This is a genomic window from Rhodococcus sp. IEGM 1408 (genome assembly GCF_033142235.1).
In the GTDB taxonomy this organism is placed as follows: domain Bacteria; phylum Actinomycetota; class Actinomycetes; order Mycobacteriales; family Mycobacteriaceae; genus Dietzia.
Genome location: NZ_JAWLRW010000001.1, coordinates 104,861 through 122,214 on the forward strand (window position 1 = coordinate 104,861; position 17,354 = coordinate 122,214).

17 protein-coding genes and 1 pseudogene are annotated in these 17,354 nt (G+C 71.1%); 7 read left to right on the forward strand and 11 right to left on the reverse strand.

Annotation, left to right across the window (positions count from 1 at the left end):
- Positions 1–1,435: 1,435 nt before the first annotated feature.
- Positions 1,436–3,715: pseudogene (locus R4P08_RS00475) on the reverse strand (DUF3367 domain-containing protein); the annotation flags it as partial.
- A gap of 22 nt (positions 3,716–3,737) precedes the next feature.
- Positions 3,738–3,905, reverse strand: a complete 168-nt coding sequence (locus tag R4P08_RS00480; protein ID WP_317811787.1) for a DUF2613 domain-containing protein — start codon at positions 3,903–3,905, stop codon at positions 3,738–3,740.
- Positions 3,906–4,155: 250 nt separating this feature from the next.
- On the opposite strand from R4P08_RS00480, the gene R4P08_RS00485 reads away from it, so the two are divergent.
- From R4P08_RS00485 to R4P08_RS00495, 3 genes are read left to right on the forward strand one after another with little or no spacing between them, the layout of a single operon-like run.
- Positions 4,156–4,782 carry a TetR/AcrR family transcriptional regulator gene (locus tag R4P08_RS00485; protein ID WP_317811788.1) on the forward strand — a complete coding sequence of 209 codons (627 nt, stop codon included), beginning with the start codon at positions 4,156–4,158 and terminating at the stop codon, positions 4,780–4,782.
- Positions 4,779–6,659 carry a long-chain-acyl-CoA synthetase gene (locus R4P08_RS00490; RefSeq protein ID WP_317811789.1) on the forward strand — a complete coding sequence of 627 codons (1,881 nt, stop codon included), beginning with the start codon at positions 4,779–4,781 and terminating at the stop codon, positions 6,657–6,659. Before R4P08_RS00485 ends, R4P08_RS00490 begins: the two co-directional genes overlap by 4 nt.
- 36 nt (positions 6,660–6,695) lie before the next feature.
- Positions 6,696–7,748, forward strand: a complete 1,053-nt coding sequence (locus R4P08_RS00495; RefSeq protein WP_317811790.1) for an alpha/beta hydrolase — start codon at positions 6,696–6,698, stop codon at positions 7,746–7,748.
- A 31-nt stretch (positions 7,749–7,779) separates the two neighbouring features.
- Here the strand turns inward: R4P08_RS00495 and R4P08_RS00500 are convergent, their stop codons facing one another.
- The 3 genes from R4P08_RS00500 to R4P08_RS00510 are packed head-to-tail and all read right to left on the reverse strand — an operon-like array spanning position 7,780 to position 9,634.
- Complete coding sequence (locus R4P08_RS00500) at positions 7,780–8,280, reverse strand: nuclear transport factor 2 family protein (RefSeq protein ID WP_317811791.1); 501 nt, start codon at positions 8,278–8,280, stop codon at positions 7,780–7,782.
- Entirely contained in the window at positions 8,277–9,494 is a 1,218-nt protein-coding gene (gene argJ / locus R4P08_RS00505; RefSeq protein WP_317811792.1) for a bifunctional glutamate N-acetyltransferase/amino-acid acetyltransferase ArgJ, read from the reverse strand. The genes R4P08_RS00500 and argJ overlap by 4 nt, the downstream gene beginning before the upstream one ends.
- A 2-nt stretch (positions 9,495–9,496) precedes the next feature.
- Positions 9,497–9,634: a hypothetical protein gene (locus R4P08_RS00510; RefSeq protein ID WP_317811793.1), complete on the reverse strand. Its 138-nt coding sequence runs from the start codon at positions 9,632–9,634 to the stop codon at positions 9,497–9,499.
- A 233-nt stretch (positions 9,635–9,867) separates the two neighbouring features.
- Between R4P08_RS00510 and R4P08_RS00515 the strand changes: the two genes are divergently transcribed.
- Complete coding sequence (locus R4P08_RS00515; protein ID WP_317811794.1) at positions 9,868–10,035, forward strand: hypothetical protein; 168 nt, start codon at positions 9,868–9,870, stop codon at positions 10,033–10,035.
- Positions 10,036–10,163: 128 nt separating this feature from the next.
- Positions 10,164–10,628: an SRPBCC family protein gene (locus tag R4P08_RS00520; protein WP_317811795.1), complete on the forward strand. Its 465-nt coding sequence runs from the start codon at positions 10,164–10,166 to the stop codon at positions 10,626–10,628.
- On the opposite strand, the gene R4P08_RS00525 is transcribed toward R4P08_RS00520, so the two are convergent.
- The gene (locus tag R4P08_RS00525) at positions 10,625–11,749 is read right to left on the reverse strand and encodes a nitronate monooxygenase family protein (RefSeq protein ID WP_317811796.1); all 1,125 of its coding nucleotides are present in this window, start codon (positions 11,747–11,749) and stop codon (positions 10,625–10,627) included. The two genes, R4P08_RS00520 and R4P08_RS00525, sit on opposite strands and share 4 nt — an antisense overlap.
- A gap of 47 nt (positions 11,750–11,796) precedes the next feature.
- On the opposite strand from R4P08_RS00525, the gene R4P08_RS18515 reads away from it, so the two are divergent.
- Entirely contained in the window at positions 11,797–11,892 is a 96-nt protein-coding gene (locus R4P08_RS18515; protein ID WP_411741140.1) for a zf-HC2 domain-containing protein, read from the forward strand.
- Entirely contained in the window at positions 11,865–13,172 is a 1,308-nt protein-coding gene (locus R4P08_RS00530; protein WP_317811797.1) for a glycoside hydrolase family 3 N-terminal domain-containing protein, read from the forward strand. Before R4P08_RS18515 ends, R4P08_RS00530 begins: the two co-directional genes overlap by 28 nt.
- A 1-nt stretch (position 13,173) precedes the next feature.
- Here the strand turns inward: R4P08_RS00530 and R4P08_RS00535 are convergent, their stop codons facing one another.
- From R4P08_RS00535 to R4P08_RS00555, 5 genes are all read right to left on the reverse strand, one after another.
- The gene (locus R4P08_RS00535) at positions 13,174–13,938 is read right to left on the reverse strand and encodes a DNA-3-methyladenine glycosylase I (protein WP_317811798.1); all 765 of its coding nucleotides are present in this window, start codon (positions 13,936–13,938) and stop codon (positions 13,174–13,176) included.
- 61 nt (positions 13,939–13,999) lie between these two features.
- The gene (locus R4P08_RS00540) at positions 14,000–14,695 is read right to left on the reverse strand and encodes a hypothetical protein (RefSeq protein WP_317811799.1); all 696 of its coding nucleotides are present in this window, start codon (positions 14,693–14,695) and stop codon (positions 14,000–14,002) included.
- Positions 14,696–14,706: 11 nt separating this feature from the next.
- On the reverse strand, positions 14,707–15,468 hold the full coding sequence (locus R4P08_RS00545; protein WP_317811800.1) for a trimeric intracellular cation channel family protein: 762 nt from the start codon (positions 15,466–15,468) through the stop codon (positions 14,707–14,709).
- 9 nt (positions 15,469–15,477) lie between these two features.
- Positions 15,478–16,119, reverse strand: a complete 642-nt coding sequence (locus R4P08_RS00550; RefSeq protein ID WP_317811801.1) for a GtrA family protein — start codon at positions 16,117–16,119, stop codon at positions 15,478–15,480.
- A gap of 30 nt (positions 16,120–16,149) precedes the next feature.
- Positions 16,150–17,220: a glutathione S-transferase family protein gene (locus tag R4P08_RS00555; RefSeq protein WP_317811802.1), complete on the reverse strand. Its 1,071-nt coding sequence runs from the start codon at positions 17,218–17,220 to the stop codon at positions 16,150–16,152.
- Positions 17,221–17,354: the final 134 nt, after the last annotated feature.

Genomic DNA, 17,354 nt, shown 5'->3' on the forward strand with positions numbered 1-17,354 from the left:
CGCAGGGTTCGGCCGGTATCGCGTTGCCCTCGAGCAGTTCCCGGCGGGTGGTGGCGAGCCGCGTTCGCACCGTCCGGTCACCGATCACCACCCGGGGCCCGTCCTGGCAGGTCAGGGTCACCGGGTCGTCGTTGGCCGCGGGCAGGGCCCCGACCCGTGCACCCGCACTGTCCCGGACCCACACCTCGGCGATCCCGGTCGGAACCGGTGCGCCGGCCGGGGTCCGCACATCGTGGGCGGCGTCGACGCGGACCGTCACCCGGTCGGTGTAGTCGGCGGGAAGGGGGACCACGACGGAGCCGTCGCCCTCCGGCCTGATCGCGTCCAGGTCCACCCGGGTGCTCTGGACGCCGGTGTCCACCGTGATCACCCGCGGGGCCGCGGGGGCCGCCGAGCGTGGGGCCCACAAGCGCAGTGAGCCGACGAGCTGACGACCGGGAAGTCGTAGCTCGAGGGTCGGCGAGGGGACGTCATCGGCGTACCAACTGGTCGAACGATCGCCGTCGACCGCCGCGGAGGGCCCGCCGGCCGGGTCTGTCACCAGGGATCCGCCCCCGGCCCGGACCTGTCGCGCACGGGTCGCCGGGTCGCCGCGCAGGACATCGTCCAGGGCCGCCCCGGCCCGCGGGCGCACGAGCACCCGCGGGACCACCGCGGTGCCGACCGGGACGTCGAGCAGTCGGGCGAATCGGGCGGGCTCCTCGGCGTCGATCGCCAGTCCTGCTGCGCACCGGACCGCGCCGGTCTCCTCCCGGGCACCCGCCAACCCCTCGACCGGACTCCCACCGTGGACGCAGTCCGAGCGTCCGCCCAGTTCCTGCCGCAGGAGCCACCCCGACGGTTCGCGGGCGCCGGAGGGCCGGTCCGGGAGCGCCACGACCCGCCGGAGCGGGACCTGCTGGCCGCCCGAGCTCAACCGGATCTCGGATACCTCCAGGTAGGTGCCGCGGGACCCGTCCGCGAAGCCCGTCGCCGTGACGCGGACCGTCTCGGTGGGCCCCGGGGGCAAGGGAACGACCAGCTCGTTCCCGCCGGTCGGGTACGCGGTGGTGGTCCCGGTGTCGGTGCGGACCTGGAGGGTGGTGACCTCCGGCCCCGAGTCAGGCACGGGGAGGGTGATCCGGAGCAACCCGCGGTCGACGGGCTCCGTCAGTGCGATCTCCATCCACTGCCCGAACGCGGAACCGAAGCCGCCGGAGCGCCAGGCGGTGTCCGGGTCGCCGTCGACCGCCGCCGCGACGGAGCGGGCCGGCAGCACCGGACCGGTCTGGGCGGAATCCGACGCCGACGACGAGACCCGCACCCGCGCGTCCCACCACCGGGCCTGCGCCAGCGGGGTGCCGGCGCCGGCGTCTGTGCCGGTGCCGGTGCCGGTGCCGGTGCCGGTGCCAACCACGGTGGCCGCGTAGTCGGGCACGGTGCCGCGACTGCGCCGCGGGTCACCCTCTGCCCGCACCGCCGAGGAGTGGTGGCCGAGGCGGCCGAAGTCGGTCTCCCGGTCCGCCGGGGAGTCGGTCAGAACCGGGCCCACCCGGTTGACCGGCCTCGGCCGGGGGAACGGATCGGAGGCCGGGTCCACGCCCGCGGCGAGGGCGTCGGCCTCGAGCAGCCGGGTCACCCTGGCCGGGGAGCCGACCGTGTCCTGCACGGCCAGCAGGTCGTCCAGCCGGGACAGCGACTCCGGGCCGCCGGCCACCACCGGCAGATCGCGCACCTCCACCGTGTACGGGGCGGTGGCTGACCGGGGTGGTCCCGGGGACACCGCGTCCGACCCCAGACGGGAGTCGACCCGATAGATCTCGATCGCCGGATACGCCGGCCGCAGCCCGGAGTCCGGGACCACAACCGCCTCGTCGTCGTCATCAACGTCGGTATCACCAGCTGTCGCGACGCCGTCGGTTCCCCCGACCGGCTCCCCGAACTCCGCCACCTCGACCAGCCCGGGCGAGCCGTCGAGCGCCTGGTGGACCAGAAGCGGACGCGGCGCGCCGGAGTCCTCGGTCAGGTCGTTGCGCACCACCAGGAACCCGATGCCGAGCGAGGCGAGCGTGGCGGCCATCCCGGGGGCGGGACGGCCGTCGGCGAGGCGTCGCTGGACGGCGTCGAGCGCGCGGATCGCGGGCGCGGGCTGCAGCGGAACGGAGTCGCGGACCATCCACGGTGTCGTGGCCAGGGGCTGCAGCGGCTCGTCGCGGGTCACACCCCAGACCTGACGGCCGAAGGACGCCCCCGGCACCACCAGGGCACGGGTGGTGGCGGCCGGGTCGGAATCGCCGTCCTCACCACCTGTAGCTCCCGGCCGCGCCACCGGCGCGTTCTCCGACAGCCACGCGGCGGCGTCGGTCCAGTGATCAGGCATCGCCGCGTGGGCGCCCACCGGGGCGAGCCTGCCGAGCCACGCCGGGGCCACCGCGACGGCGCCCGCGAGCACGATCACCATCGCCACCGCGACCGAACGGTTTCGCTCGGGATGGGCCAGCACGGACCACCCGCGGTCGGCCGGTCCCCGCTCCCCGCCTTCCGCGTCCTCGTGCTCCACGCTCACGTGCTCAGCGTCCCCGCGCAGCCCGGCGAGTAGGTGCGCCAGCACATGCGCGGTGCCCAGCGCGAGCGGCAATCGCAGCAGCGGCTCGAACTTGTGGACGTTGCGCAGCGGCGCACCCTCGCCGTCGAGGAACGCACGCAGCGTCTCGGCCACACCGCCGCCGGCCGGCCCGACCCACGGCGCCGCCATGATCACCAGGCCGACAGCGGCGATCACCAGCAGGCGACCCCGCGCGGGCATCCCCCGGCGCAGCAGGCCCAGTACGCCGACCGCCGCCAGCACGCCGGTGGCCAGGACGAAGACGGCTTCGCTGGTCAGTGCGGCGCCGGCCACCCGGTCCGTGGACACGAACGGCACCCACGACGACGCCCCGCGCAGCACCTCCGTCGCCGAGGACCACCGCGTGGTGACCTCGGCGGACTCGATGTAGTCGAGGAACGGCGGCGAGACCCGGCCCAGCAGCACCAGCGGCACCGCCCACCACACGCACACGGCCAGCGACAGCGGCAGCCACCACGCCGCGAGCCGGGCCCAGGTCCGGCCGGGGCGGTGCATGAGCCACCACAGGATCGCGGGCAGGCACGCGGCGGCGGTGGCGACGGCGTTGACCGCGCCCATGAGCGCCAGCGCCAGCGCCGCGCCGGCGCCGCCCCGGCGTGGGGACATGTGCCCGTGCAGAACCTGGATCACCGGCAGCAACACCCACGGCGCCAGCGCGACGGGCCAGATCTCCGAGGAGATGGATCCCAGGTCGCCCAGCATGCGCGGCGCGAGCGCGTATCCGATGCCCGCCACGGCTCTGGTCCCGCGGGTGCCGATGCGCAGGGCTGCCGCCACCCGGACCACGCCCACGTAGGCGACGGTCAACACCACCGCCCACCACAGTCGCTGGGTCAACCAGGCCGGGAGTCCGACCAGGTCGAACAACGCGAAGAACGGCCCCTGCGGGAAGAGGTAGCCATAGGCCTGGTTCTGGACCTGCCCGCCGAAGGACAGACCGGTCCACAGGTGGGTGGCGTGGGAGAGGAAACGCCCGGGGTCGACGACGAGGTCGTACTTGGTGTCGGGGACGAGCAGCCCCGGGGACTGCAGGCAGGCCAGCAGCAGGAACGCGAGGAACGCGACAACCGCGTCACGTGCGCCGCCACCCAGACGGGTCCCGCGGATCACCTCGGGTGGCGTGGGGGAAGGACTAGCGGGCGCCGTACTCGACCTGGCCGAGAAGGGCCTGGTCAGCGGGGGGCTGCGTGACGTCAGGGATGGAGTTCTGGGCCATCGCGCTGTTCGCGCCGAACGCGACGATGCCGCCGAGGACGATGCCGCCGACTGCGCTGGCGAGCGCTCCGGTACCGAAACTCATCGAGTTCTCCCTGCGGGTAAACGAGTGGGGGTTGTTCCTGGGTGCCGTGGGGCACACCGACGCGAGAAGAGTAGCACCGGCTCACCGCGGATCGTGCGCAGTGTCACCCACAAGTCCTTACCGGCCGGTAAGTTGGTGTGCGGACCACATCGCACCGAAACGTGCACCACACCACCACCACACCGCAAGGTGCACCACACGACCACCACACGCACCACACCGGGCAGCACCCCGCCGGGAGGAGACCTACGTGACGACGGGGACCAAGCGCATCCCGCGCGCGATCCGTGAACAGCAGATGCTCGACTCGGCGATCCGCGTGTTCTCCGACCTCGGCTACCGGTCGGCCTCGATGGACGGCATCGCCCGCGATGCGCGGATCTCCAAGCCGATGCTCTACCTGTACTACGGCTCCAAAGAGGAACTGTTCGCGGCGTGCGTGGTCCGGGAATCCGGTCGACTCATCGACCATCTCACCTCGGCCGCGGCCAGCGGGAGCGGCGCTCGCCGCAGTCTGGAGAGCGTCGTGGAGGCGTTCCTCGACTACGTGGACGACCACGCCGACTCATGGAACGTCGTGTACCGCCAGGCGGTCGCCGAACCGGCGTTCAGCGACGAGGTGGAGAAGACCCGCACGGTCCTGGTGGACCTGACCACCGATCTGCTCGCGCAGAACTCGGTGGACCAGCGCAGCCGCGAGGTGCTCGAGGTGGTCGCCACCGCGCTCGTCGGGGCCGGCGAGGCGGTCGCGGACCGCGTCGCGCACCGGTCCGTCCCGAAATCCGTGGCCGCCGAGGTCGTCGTAGAACTCGCCTGGCGCGGCCTCGCCGGCGATCCCGCCAAGACCGCCACCACCACGAAAGAGGAGAAGTCGTGACCCAGAAGACCGCAGACTCCGCCCGTCGCACGTCGCAGGGCGCCCGCACGCTCACCCCGCTGGACCTGGCCGGAGGGCTTCCCTCCCTCATCTCCGACCTGCCCACGGTGCTGAGCGGCCTGCGGATCGTCCGGACCGCACGCAGCACCGACAAGATGTCCATCGGGCGGAAGTTCCAGGCGCTCGCGGCCAAGCAGCCCGACTCCCCGTTCCTGCGCTTCCTCGGCGCCGAGGTCACCTACGGTGAGGCCAACCGGCGGGCCAATCGCTTTGCCGAGGTCCTCAAGGCGCGGGGTGTGACACGCGGGGACACCGTGGGCATCTGCATGGTCAACCGGACCGAGGTCGTGCTCGCCATCCTCGGCGCCGTCAAGGTGGGCGCCTCGGTGGGTCTGCTCAACCACCACCAGAGCGGGGAGGTCCTGGACCACTCGCAGAAGATCCTCGGCTCCAAGGTCGTCCTCATCGGTGCCGAGTGCGCCGAGGCCGCCTGCTCGGTCCCCCGCGAGAACTGGGTGGGCGAGTTGATCGCCGTGGGCACCGACGTCGACCTCCCCTTCCGTGGCTTCACCGCCGGCCACCGCCCGGACGAGCTCTCCGACCTGACCTGGCTCGAGGACGAGTTGGCGGCCCTCGACGCGGACGCCGGCAGCACCAACCCGCCGGAAGCCGACGAGACCCTGGGCAAGGAGACCGCCTACTACGTGTTCACCTCGGGCACGACGGGCCTGCCCAAGGCCTCCACAATGACCCACTACCGCTGGAACCGGGCACTGGCCGGGTTCGGCCTGTCCGGCGTCCGGCTCAAGAAAGACGACGTCCTGCTGTGCCCGCTGCCGATGTACCACAACAACGCCCTGACCGTGGGGCTCGGTTGCATCCTGGCGTCCGGCGCGTGCCTGGCCATCGAGGAGCACTTCTCCGCCTCGAAGTTCTGGGACCAGGCCCGCGCGGCCGGCGCCACCGCGGCCATCTACATCGGCGAGATCTGCCGCTACCTCCTCAACCAGGAGCCCGGTCCGGGCGACCGGGACCACTCCATCCGCGTGATGACGGGCAACGGCCTGCGCCCCGAGATCTGGACCGAGTTCCAGCAGCGCTTCGGCATCGACCGGATCTGCGAGTTCTACGCCGCCAGCGAGTGCAACATCGCGTTCGTCAACGCGTTCAACATCCCCAAGACCACCGGTTACTGCCCCATGGATTTCGCGATCGTGGACTACGACCCCGACACCGGCGAGCCCCGCCGGGGCGAGAACGGCCGGTTGACCAAGGTGGGCAGGGGCAAGACCGGCCTCCTCATCAGTGGCATCTCCGACTCCCAGCCGTTCGACGGGTACACCGACAAGGAGGCCACGGAGAAGAAGGTCGTCCGCGACGCCTTCGCCGACGGCGACGCCTGGTTCGTCTCCGGCGACCTCATGCTCAACCAGGGTCTCAAGCACGCCTCGTTTGTCGACCGGCTCGGCGACACCTTCCGGTGGAAGGGCGAGAACGTGGCCACCACCGAGGTCGAGTCCGCCATCTCCGCACGGACCGAGGTCGACCAGGCCGTGGTCTACGGCGTCCCGGTGCCGGGGGCCGACGGCAAGGCCGGGATGGCCGCCGTGCGCCTGCACGACAAGTCCGATTTCGACGGCGCGGCGCTGGCCGAGCACCTGCGCGGGTCCCTGCCGTCCTACGCGGTCCCGCTGTTCATCCGGCTCTCCAAGGAGCTCGAGCACACCTCCACCTACAAGAGCCGCAAGACCGAGCTGCGCGAGCAGGCCTTCGACACCTCGAAGTTCGACGAGCCGCTCTACGTGTTGTCCAAGGAGAAGGGGTACATCCCCTTCTACGATGGGGCGGAGAACGACGTCGTCGCCGGCAGCGCCTGAAGCCGGCGGCCCCCCTTCCTGGAGGTCTCCCGCCGCATGCCCAGTCGCCGAGTGTCCGGACGTCGTGGTTTCGGCGGCCGGCCGGCCGGTGGCCGGCTGGCCCGCTCCCGCGGCGACCTGACCCGCCGTTCCGTTCTGATCGGCCTGTCCGCGGGTATCGGCGGAGCGGCCGGCTGGGCGCTGACCTCCGTCCTCGGTGCGGGCACCGACGAAGCCGGCCACGCGGTCCAGAGCCCCGACTCCGTCGGCCCGCGCCCGTACCTCCCGCCCGAGGGCGCGGTCCGGGTCCTGGAGCCCCGTCGGTTCTTCTACGACGAACCGGGGGATACCGACGGCCAGACCTTCGGAGACCTCTACCTGCCCGACTCCGCCAACCCGGCGCTGCCGGTGGTGGTGCTGATCCACGGCGGCGGCTGGAAGGACGCGCTCGGGCTGGCGTACATGGAGAACCATGCCCGGGATCTGGCCTCCTTCGACGTCGCGGTGTGGAATATCGAGTACCGCCGGGTCGACTCCGGGGGCGGCTGGCCCACCACCGTCGCGGACGTGTGCAAGGCCGTCGACCACCTGGCCGAGGTCTCCGCCCACGTGGGTGACCGACTGGACCTGGCCCGGGTGGTGGTGTCCGGGCACTCCGCCGGTGGGCACCTCGCGCTGTGGGTCGCCGGGCGTTCGCGCCTGCCGTCCTCCCAGCCCGGGTCCCACCCCGTGATCCCGGTGTCGGGCTGCGTGTCCCTGGCCGGGGTGGCGGACCTGCTCATGGCCGAACGCGCCGGGGACCGTTACGTGGCCGATCTCCTCGGTGGCCGGCCGGGGACCCGTCGCCAGCGCTACCTGGACGCCTCGCCCGTCTCACACCTGCCCACCGGCATCCCGGTGGTCTGCGTCCACGGACGCGAGGACAAGGTCGTCCTCCCAGAGCAGTCCGAGGCCTATGTCCGTGCAGCACGACAGGCCGGCGACCGGGCGCGCGTCTCACTGGTCCCCGGCGGCCACGACCCTTGGGGCGACATCACCGGCAGGGTGTGGCACGACACCCGCGACACACTGCTCGCCATGGCACGGCGCAGCCCCAACCCGGCCGGCTGACCAGAGGACACTCCGCTCGGCTCCAGCGGGGTCAGGCGTCCGCAGTGCCGGTGTCCGTCAGTCCCGTGTCCACCCGGATCCGCTCCAGCCGGCGGTAGGAGATCAGCCATTCGCCGTCGACCCGGCGATAGCGCTCGTGATAGTGGCCCCACCCGTGAAGCCACCGCTCCCGCCCGTCGGCCGCCCACCACAGCCGGTCCTCCATCGCCCAGATCCCGGTGGCGGTGGGCTCGCCGGTGACCGGGTGGGGGCCGGTCAGTTCCAACAGCGGGGTGTGCCCGTGGTGGACGCTCGTCACCGGGACGCGCCCGTCGAGGGTCGCGCGGATCGCGGCGGTGAGCTGCTCGCGGCCCCGGACCTCCGCGGCCCCGCCGCTGGCCGCCCAGGACTCGCTCACCATGTCCTCGGTATGGCACGGCCCGTAGGAGTCCCACTGCTTGGTGTCCATGACGTACAGGCGCCGGGCGAACACCGCGCGGATGGCATCGAGGTCCTCCGCCCCGCCCACGCCGGCGGCCCCGGTGTCGCTCACGTCGTGTAGTCGGCGTTGATCGAGATGTACTCGCGGGTGAGGTCGCAGCCGTAGACCGTGCACTCCCCGGTGCCTGCGCCCGACTCGATGACGCCCAGGTCCACCGAGATCGTGACCTCCTCGGCCCGCATGATCTCGGTGAGCCGCTCAAGCTCGGCCGGGCCGGGGAACGCCGGATAGGTCTCCAGGTCGCCGAAGACGATGCGCACCCGCTCCGGGTCGATATCCGTGTCCTCATGGCACTTGCCGATCGCCATGGCCACCCGGCCCCAGTTGGGGTCCGCCCCGTGGACGGCGGTCTTGACCAGCGGGGAGTTGAGTATCGCCTTGGCCACCCGCTTGGCCTGTTCGCGGTCCCGCGCCCCGGTGACCTCCACGGTCAGGAGCTTGGTGGCACCCTCACCGTCGCGGGCCAGCTGGCGGGTCAGGTCCAGGCACACCGCAGCGAACGCCCGGCGCAGTTCCGCCTGGTCCACCGGCCCGGCCACCCCGCTGGCCAGCGCGATCGCCGTGTCCGAGGTCGAGGTGTCGGTGTCGATGGACAGGCAGTTGAACGTCTGGTCCACCGCGCCCCTGAACGCGGCATCCAGCTCAGCCGGCTCGACGGCGGCGTCGGTGAATATCACCGCGATCATCGTGGCCATGTCGGGCTCGATCATCCCGACCCCCTTGGCGATGCCCACCACCCGGGCGGTGCCGCCGGTCGTCGTCGTCATCTCCACCACTGCGGTCTTGGGATGGGTGTCGGTGGTCATCATGGCTGTGGCCAGGGCGAGCGCGTCGGCGTCGAACTCCGCGCCGGCCAGTCCGTCGAGGTGGGTCCGGAGCATCGGCATGGGGTAGCGCCGGCCGATCACACCGGTGGAGGCGATGAGCAACTCCTCCGGCGCGACGCCCACCGCACGGGCCGCCCGCTCGAGCACCTCGCGGGCGTCAGCCATCCCCTCCTCACCGGTGGCGACGTTGGCGTTCTTGGCCACCACCACCACGCCGCGCGCGTGGCCCCCGGCCGCGTTCTCGCGGCTGAGCTGCACGGACGGTCCGGCGAAGAGCGAGCGGGTGAAGACCGCCGAGGACGCCGCGGAGGGGCCGTTGTTGACGACGACGAAGACGTCATCCCCGTGCTCCCGCAGGCCCGCGGCCCCGGAGTGGGCACGAAAACCCGCCGGGAGCGGGATCGTCTGGGCGGCAACGGCGGCGTTCAGCGGCGACATGGTCACCATTCTCCCCCTTGCGGGAAGCGGGCGGTGGCCCGGACCGGTCCACCGTCCGGATCCGGACACGCGTGGACGCCACCCGCGGCGCGCAGCGAGTCGCACACCGAGTCGCACACCGCGGCGAATCCCACCTCCATTCGGAGATTGTTAGCCGGCTCACACATGAAAAGTAGAAACCCGTCCAACTGGTGTTATAAAGGGCCGCAATGGGTTACGGACGCCGTGAGGCCAGCTCAGGAGTGGAAATGTCCGGCTCCGGCCGTAACGTCTGGTGACAGGTCCGGGATGTACATCACGAGTCCATCACGGACCGCACAACGCGAGCGGCGGCACACCACGGTGCCGCCCCACATACGAAAGGGGTTCCCAAATGGGTTCCATCAACGAGATCTTCACCGGCGTCCTCGGCTTCTTCACCAGCCTGATCGGCACCGGCTCCACCGCCGCCAACGGCCTCGTCGGCACCGGCTCGACCGCCGCCAACGACGTCCTCGACACGGTCACCGGCTCGCTCGGCAACGTCGTCGGCCAGCTCTGATCGGTGTGACGCTCGGGCTCTAGCCCGACATCACCACCTCGACACCGGCATCCGTCTCTGGACGGATGCCGGTGTCGTGCATTTCCGGCCTCTCCCGCCGGGGGCCGCCAGTCGATAGGCTCGGGGCCATGCAGCTCGACCTGTCCCGCCACGTCGCCGCGGACCCCGACTCCGTCTGGGCCGTGCTCACCGACATCCCGGCCGCACACGAGACCCTCAGCGGGGTCCTGGCCGTGGAGATCCTCACCCCCGGCCCGTACCAACCCGGTTTCCGCTGGAAGGAGACGCGGAAGATGTTCGGGATGAAAGCCCGCGAGGAGATGATGGTGCAGGCCGCCGAGCCCCCGCACTCGACCACGATCGTCGCCGAGAGCGGCGGGACCGAGTACAAGACGGTGTTCACCGTGACCCCTGATGCCGACGGCTCCGGCTCTACTCTCCGGATGCGGTTCGGCGCCGAGACCGCCCATGCGCCGGCGATCTCGCGCGTCGTCATGGCGCTGATGGGTGGGGTCGCCGAGAAGTCGACCCGCAAGACCATGGAGCAGGACCTGGCCGACATCGCCGCCGAGGCCGAGCGACGGGCGGGTTAGCCCTTTACCGTCCCGCGGTCCCATAGCTCTGCGACGATCTCCGCGGCCGGCCGATCGGCGTGGGCGCCAGCCGCCCGCCACCCGGAGCCGGCCCACAGTGGCGGGACCTCGACGTCCCCCACCTGCGCGGCGGCCTTGCGCATCGGCCCGGTGAGGATGTGCAGGTGCGGGTAGGCGGGCGGCGCGAGCGCGTCGAACTCCGCCACGAACTCGTTGACCAGCGAGCGGGCGTAGCGGCCGGTGTAGCACCGAGTCGGCCGCGACTCGGTGAAGCGAGGATCGGCCAGTGCGGCCCGGTGGAGTGCACTCGTGCCCGCCTCCGGGGTGCGCAGCAGCACCGTGCCCACCTGGACGCCGTCCGCGCCTGCCTCCAGGACCGCGGCTACGCCCTCCGGGGTGCTGATCCCACCGGCGGCGACAAATGGCACGCCCGGCAGCGCCTCGCGGACGGCGCGCACGAGGTCCACGGTGGTGACGTCATCCGGCTGCTCACCGACCGTCGTGGTGGAGCGGTGACCGCCGGCCTCCGCGGACTGGACCGAGAGCCAGTCGGCGCCCGCGTCGACCGCTCGATGGGCGTCCCGGACCGTGGCGACGGTGACGACGACAGCCGAACCCGCCTCCTGCAACGCCCTGACCACATCCCGTCCGGGGATCCCGAAGGTGAACGAGACCACCGCGACGGGATCGTCGACCAGCGCGGCCAGGGTGGCGTCCTGGTCGAAGTCGGTGAACGCGGGGTTCTGGTCGAGCGCGATCCCCAGCCGGTCGGCGACCGGGGCGATCGCGGCCGCGAAGCGTCCAACGGCCTCCGATCCGCCCGCCGCCGCCAGCGCAGCCTCGGAGTCGGTCCGGTCCAGCAGGAAGACGTTGACGCCGAACGGCGCGTCCGTGAGCGCCCGGACCCGGGCGATTTCCTCACGGGTGGCCGCGGCGTCGAGGTAGCCCGAGCCGATCATCCCCAGACCGCCCGTCTCGCCGACCGCCGCGATCAGTTCCGGGGTGGTGGGCCCACCGGCCATCGGGGCGCCGACGACGGGCCTGCGCAGGTCAGCCGGGAGCAAGCGGGCGTGTGGCCGGCTGGGCCGGGACTGGCGGGAGTGTGGCGTGCGCTCGGTCATGTCTGCGACGGTACGCCCGGACGCACCGCGGGTAGAGGGGTGACCGCATCGGTGGGTGGGCCGCAGATGAACTCGGTCCACGGCCCGCGGTTGCCCTGAAGCTACATTTGAGGACGTGCCCCTCACCCACCGGCGTCCGTTGACGGTCTCCGTCCTGGTCGCCGCACTCGTGGTGGCCGGATGCGGCGCGGACCAAGGCGACGACCGCGGGGCCGACCGCGCGGCCACTCCGGTCGGGGCATCCTCCCCCGCGACATCCGCCCCCGCCGCTGCGGAACCCCTGACGGCCCAGCCTGTCTCGCCGTTGTGCGAGTCGCCGTTGGACTCGCTCACCCAGCGCGAGCGGATCGCCCAGCTGTTCACCGTGGGCGTGAGCTCGATGGCGGACGCCCGCCGAGCGGTGGACGAGCACAACATCGGCGGGATCTTCCTCGGCGGCGGCGTGGTGCGGGAGGCGGTTTCTGGGGACGGGCTCAAGCGGCTGCTACACGACACCCCGCTGCCGCTCCTGGTGGCTATCGACGAAGAGGGCGGTCGCGTGTCCCGGATCGCCCCGTTCGCGGGGCCGCTGCCATCGGCCCGGGTCATGGCCGCGACCATGAGCCCCGAGGAAGTCCGATCGGCGGCCCGGGCCCGCGGCGAGTTCCTCCGTGAGATGGGGGTGACCGTGGACTTCGCGCCGTCGGTAGACGTGTCCGACCAGCCCGACGAGGCGGTGATCGGCGACCGTTCCTTCTCCCCCGATCCCGCCCGCGTGGTCCACTACGCGCGCGCGTTCGCGACCGGCCTGCTCGACGCCGGGGTGACCCCGGTGTTCAAACACTTCCCCGGCCACGGCCGGTCCTCCGGGGACAGCCACCACCAATCGGTGACGGTGCCCCCGCTGGACCAGCTCGTGCTGCACGACCTGCGACCCTTCTCCGAGCTCGCCGAGACCCCCGGCGCGGCGATGATGCTCGGACACCCGCAGGTACCGGGCCTCACCGGCGTGAACCGGCCGGCGTCCCTGTCCCCCGCCGCGTACCGGCTGCTGCGCGAGGGCCACGGGTACGGCGCCCCGCCCTTCGACGGCGTAATCTTCACCGACGACCTGTCGGGGATGCGAGCCGTGACGAACGACTTCCCGCTACCTCAGGCGGTAGCCGAATCTCTCGTCGCGGGCGCCGACTCCCCGCTGTGGACGACCACCGCCGGCATCCCCGCCGCGCTCGACGCCGTCGAAAAGGCCCTCGCCGACGGCGCTCTGGACAAGCAGGACCTGGACCGCTCCCTGGCCCGGGTGGCCACCCTGCGCGGGATCCCGGACTGTGCGAACGTAACGCCCGCCGGGGAGGTCGCCGGACAGGTCGAGGGAGCCGGATCGCTCGCGGGCCTCTCCCCCGGACTCCCGCGTCACCCGGGCCTACCCGCGCTGCCGGGGTGACTCAGGCCGCTCCCTCGTGGGTCCACACGCCCGAGCTGCCGCGCCGGTGCGAGTCGACCAGGTGCGTGTCCACCACCCCGATGGCTTCCATCAGGGCGAACACCGTCACCGGCCCCACAAAGCTGAAGCCCCGTCGTTTGAGCTCCTTGGCCAGAGCCACTGACTCCGGGGAACGGCTCGGCACCTCGGCCAGGGTCCGCGGCTCCGGGGTCTGCTCGGGCCGATATGACCAGATCAGCTCCCCCAGCCCGCCCTCGGAACGCAGCGCCACCACCGCCCGGGCATTGGCGATGGCCGCGTCGATCTTGCGCTGATTGCGCACGATGCGGGCATCGGCCATGAGTCGGGCGACGTCCACGTCACCGAATTCTGCGACCGCGTCGGGTGAGAACCCGGCGAACGCCTCGCGGAACGCCGGGCGCTTACGCAGAATCGTCAGCCAGCTCAGGCCGGACTGGAAGCCCTCCAAGACGAGTCGCTCGAAGAGGCCGGCCTCGTCGTGCACCGGCATCCCCCACTCGGTGTCGTAATACTCCCGCAGCAACGGGTCCCGAGCGGCCCACGGTGGTCTCTTCTTCCCGTCCTCGCACAGCACCGCGCCGCCGGCCTGATCTGTGCCGCTGAGTTCGGTTCTGGCGAGTTCGGTTCTGGCGAGTTCGGTTCTGGTGAGCTCGGTGTTGTCGAGCTCGGTCCTGCTCTGCGCAGGCTGATTCTCCGGCAGTACGTTCTCGGGCAGTGTGTTCTCGGGCAGTGTGTTCTCCGACATTGTTCCCCCTGATGTTCGTCCGACCACCCGATCCGGCGGTCGCCGTCACCCTAGGATCCGGCTACGACAGCACCCCGGTGAGCTGCACGATCCGGACTGCGGCCAGGACGACGAGCGCGACGCCCACCACGAGAGTGAGGATCCGTCCGGCCACGCGGCCGTAGGAGAGGAAGTGGTCGATCCTGCGGGTCGCGGCGCCGATCCCGGACGAGTTCACCCGGGACAGCGCGATGATCAACCCGGCGCTCGGCAGGATCGCGATGATCGCGAAGAACACGATCTGCAGAAGTTTGGAGATCCAGGGCTCTTCGGCGAAGGAGATCAGCACCATGCCGGCGGCGAACGGCGCGGAGGTCGCGGACTGGATCACGCCGAGCGAGACGCCCGTGGCCATGATCCCGAACTTCTGCAGCACGTTCTGGGTCAGCGGCGCCTCAAGGTTCTCTTCTCTTGCCTCGGCTGGCCTGCGCAGTCCCATCACGGTGATCCCCAGACCCACGACGCCCAGGATCACCATCGCCCAGAGCGCGTCGAACAGGCTGCGGACGAACTCCTGGTTGTTGCCGATCACCCATACCGAGACCAGCGAGAGCAGGATGATCCCGCAGAACGCGCCGCCGGTGAACCGCGCCGCTCTGGGGGCGAACGGCGTCCCGCGGCCGGCGGAGGCCAGCCAGAGCCCAGCGATCACGGCGAAGGCCAGGAGGTTGACCGAATCGATCGCCGCGAATCCCAGCAGGCTCAGGTAATACTGCACGTCGGCAAACCTTACCGGCGTGGGCTCGGTGGGCGATCCCGGTTGTCGTCCACGGCGTCGTCCTGATCGTCCTCGTCGTCGTCGCCCTCCATCCGGTCCGGTCCGCCGAACACCGCACGGTCGCGCCGTAGGCGGGTGTCGATCCCTTTGATGTTCCACCCGCGCATCGGCCCCGGGACGCGCCACTGCAGACGCCACGCGACCATCCGGAACCCGAACGCGAACGCGGACAACACCACTGCGGCGATCGGGCCCCAGGTGCCGGAGGCCACGGCCAGCGCGGTGAGCGCCGCTCCGGTGGCGGCCGGGATGATGTAGAGGTCGGAGCCGCTGAACACGGCCGGGATCTCGTTGGCGACCACGTCGCGCAGGAGTCCGCCGCCCACCGCCGTCACCACGCCGAGGAGCAGCGCCGAGGCCACTGGCATGCCGTGGTCCAGGGCCCGGGCGGTGCCGAAGGTGCAGAACAGTCCGAGCCCGGCGGCGTCGAAGACGATGATCAGCGTGCGGACCCGGTGAAGGTGCGCGCCGAGCAGGTAGACCACCGCGGACGCGACGAACGGTGGCACCAGCAGGACCGGTTTCACAAACGCGAGCGGCGTGGCCCCCAGCATCACGTCGCGGATGATGCCACCGCCGAGACCCGCCAGCAGGCCCAGGACCAGACCGCCGGTGATGTCTATGTTCTTGCGGGCGGCCAGGAGGCAGCCGGACAGTGCGAAGAAGAACACGCCCACCAGGTCGAACCACAGGAGCAGCGGGGAGGACTCCATGGCCGGCCCCTAGACCACCGAGTCCGAGACCGCCGAGTTTGATACCGGTGAATTCGAAGCCGCGGTGCTTGGTTCCGCCGAGCCCGAACCCGCCGCGTCCGCGGTGGCGCGCGCGTGGTGACGGTGCCGGACGGCGCGGAACGTCCAGAGCTTGTTGACGACGAAGTTGATCGGCATCGTGATCAGGATCGTCAGCAGCTGGCTCCAGTACTCGCGGGAGTGGATCCCCGCATCCTCATGCCACCACGGCCCCGGCAGATAGAGCGGCGAGGTGGGGTTGGTGAAGGCCAGCTTGATGAAGATCCCCGCGGCCGCGGCCACCGATCCCACCACCAGGAAAGGCCAGAACTCCTGCCACACCGGGGCCTTGTGCCCCTTGCCGAACGTCCAGTGCCTGTTGAGCATGAAGTTGTAGACGTTCGCCACCAGGAAGGCGACGATCCACACCAGGGTGGTGAAGCGGAAGTTGAACTCCGTCCCGCCGATCGGGAACAAGATGTCCTGTGCGTTCTGGGTACCGCCGTTGGATTTGTTCATCAGGATGGTGACGATCATGTTCACGACCATCCCGGAACCGCCGACGATCCCGAACATGACGAACTGCCGGGCGCCTCTGCGGTAGCGACCGAGTTCGGGGGGGGCCGGGTTCACAACGAGCCAGTCTAGGCCTAACTTCCGGATCTAGACCGCTCCGTGCCCCCGCGGGACCTGCTCGGCCGGGTCCTCGATGGGGCCCGGGGCGGTGCCGTCACCGAACGGACGGCCGCCCAGTTCCTCGCGGTGATGCGGGGAGAGGAGGCCCGCCAGGGCCGGCCCCTTGGGCACGATGCCCGTGGGGTTCACGTCGCGGTGGACGTCGTAGTAATGCTCCTTGATCTGCGGGAAGTCGCAGGTGTCGCCGAAACCGGGCGTCTGGAACAGGTCGCGCAGGTATCCCCAGAGGGCGGGCATCTCGGTGATCTTGCTGCGGTTGGCCTTGAAGTGGCCGTGGTAGACCGCGTCGAAGCGCACCAGTGTGGTGAACAGGCGGATATCGGCGGCGGTGATGGTGTCCCCGACGAGGTAGCGACGCGTGGTCAGGCGCTCCTCGAGCCGGTCCAGCGACTCCCACAGCTCGTCGTAGGCCTTCTCATACGCGCCCTGGTCTGCCGCGAAGCCGCTGCGGTACACGCCGTTGTTGACGGTCGGATAGATCCAGGAGTCCAGCTCGTCGATCTCGTCGCGATGCTCGGCCGGGTACAGGTCCGGGGCACCCTCGCGGTGGAACGCGGACCACTCCGTGAGCAGGTCGAAGTTGAGCTTCTGATACGCGTTGGTCACGACCGACCTGGTGGGCAGGTCGACGAGCGCCGGGACCGTGATGCCGCGCGGGTAGTCGGGGATCCGGTTGAAGTAGGCCTCCTGGAGGCGCTGCATCCCGGTGACCGGGTCGCGTCCGTCCGGGTCGAGGTCGAAGGTCCAGGAATTGATGTCGTGAGTCGGGCCGGCCAGCCCCATGGAGATGGCGTCCTCCAGGCCCATGAGGCGGCGGACGATGATCGTGCGGCTGGCCCAGGGGCAGGCGCGGGCGGCGATGAGCCGGTAGCGACCGGCCTCGACGGGCCAGCGCATCTCGCCGATCTTCTCGCCCACGGGGTCCGAACCCGGCGGGAGGTCCGCCACCACGCGGTCGTTGATGTAGGTGGCGTCGCGGACGAACTCACCATCTGTCGAGGCGTTCTTGGCTGCGATGAAATCGGTGCTCTCTGCCATGGGGTCTCCTGGGATCGTCGGCGCGCCAGTTGGTTGATGCATCACCAACATACTCGATCGGGCGCGCCCAGGCTAGCCCTCCCGCCTGACCGGGTCCGGGTTCCACGTGATCCACCCCGACCGATGTGTCACCC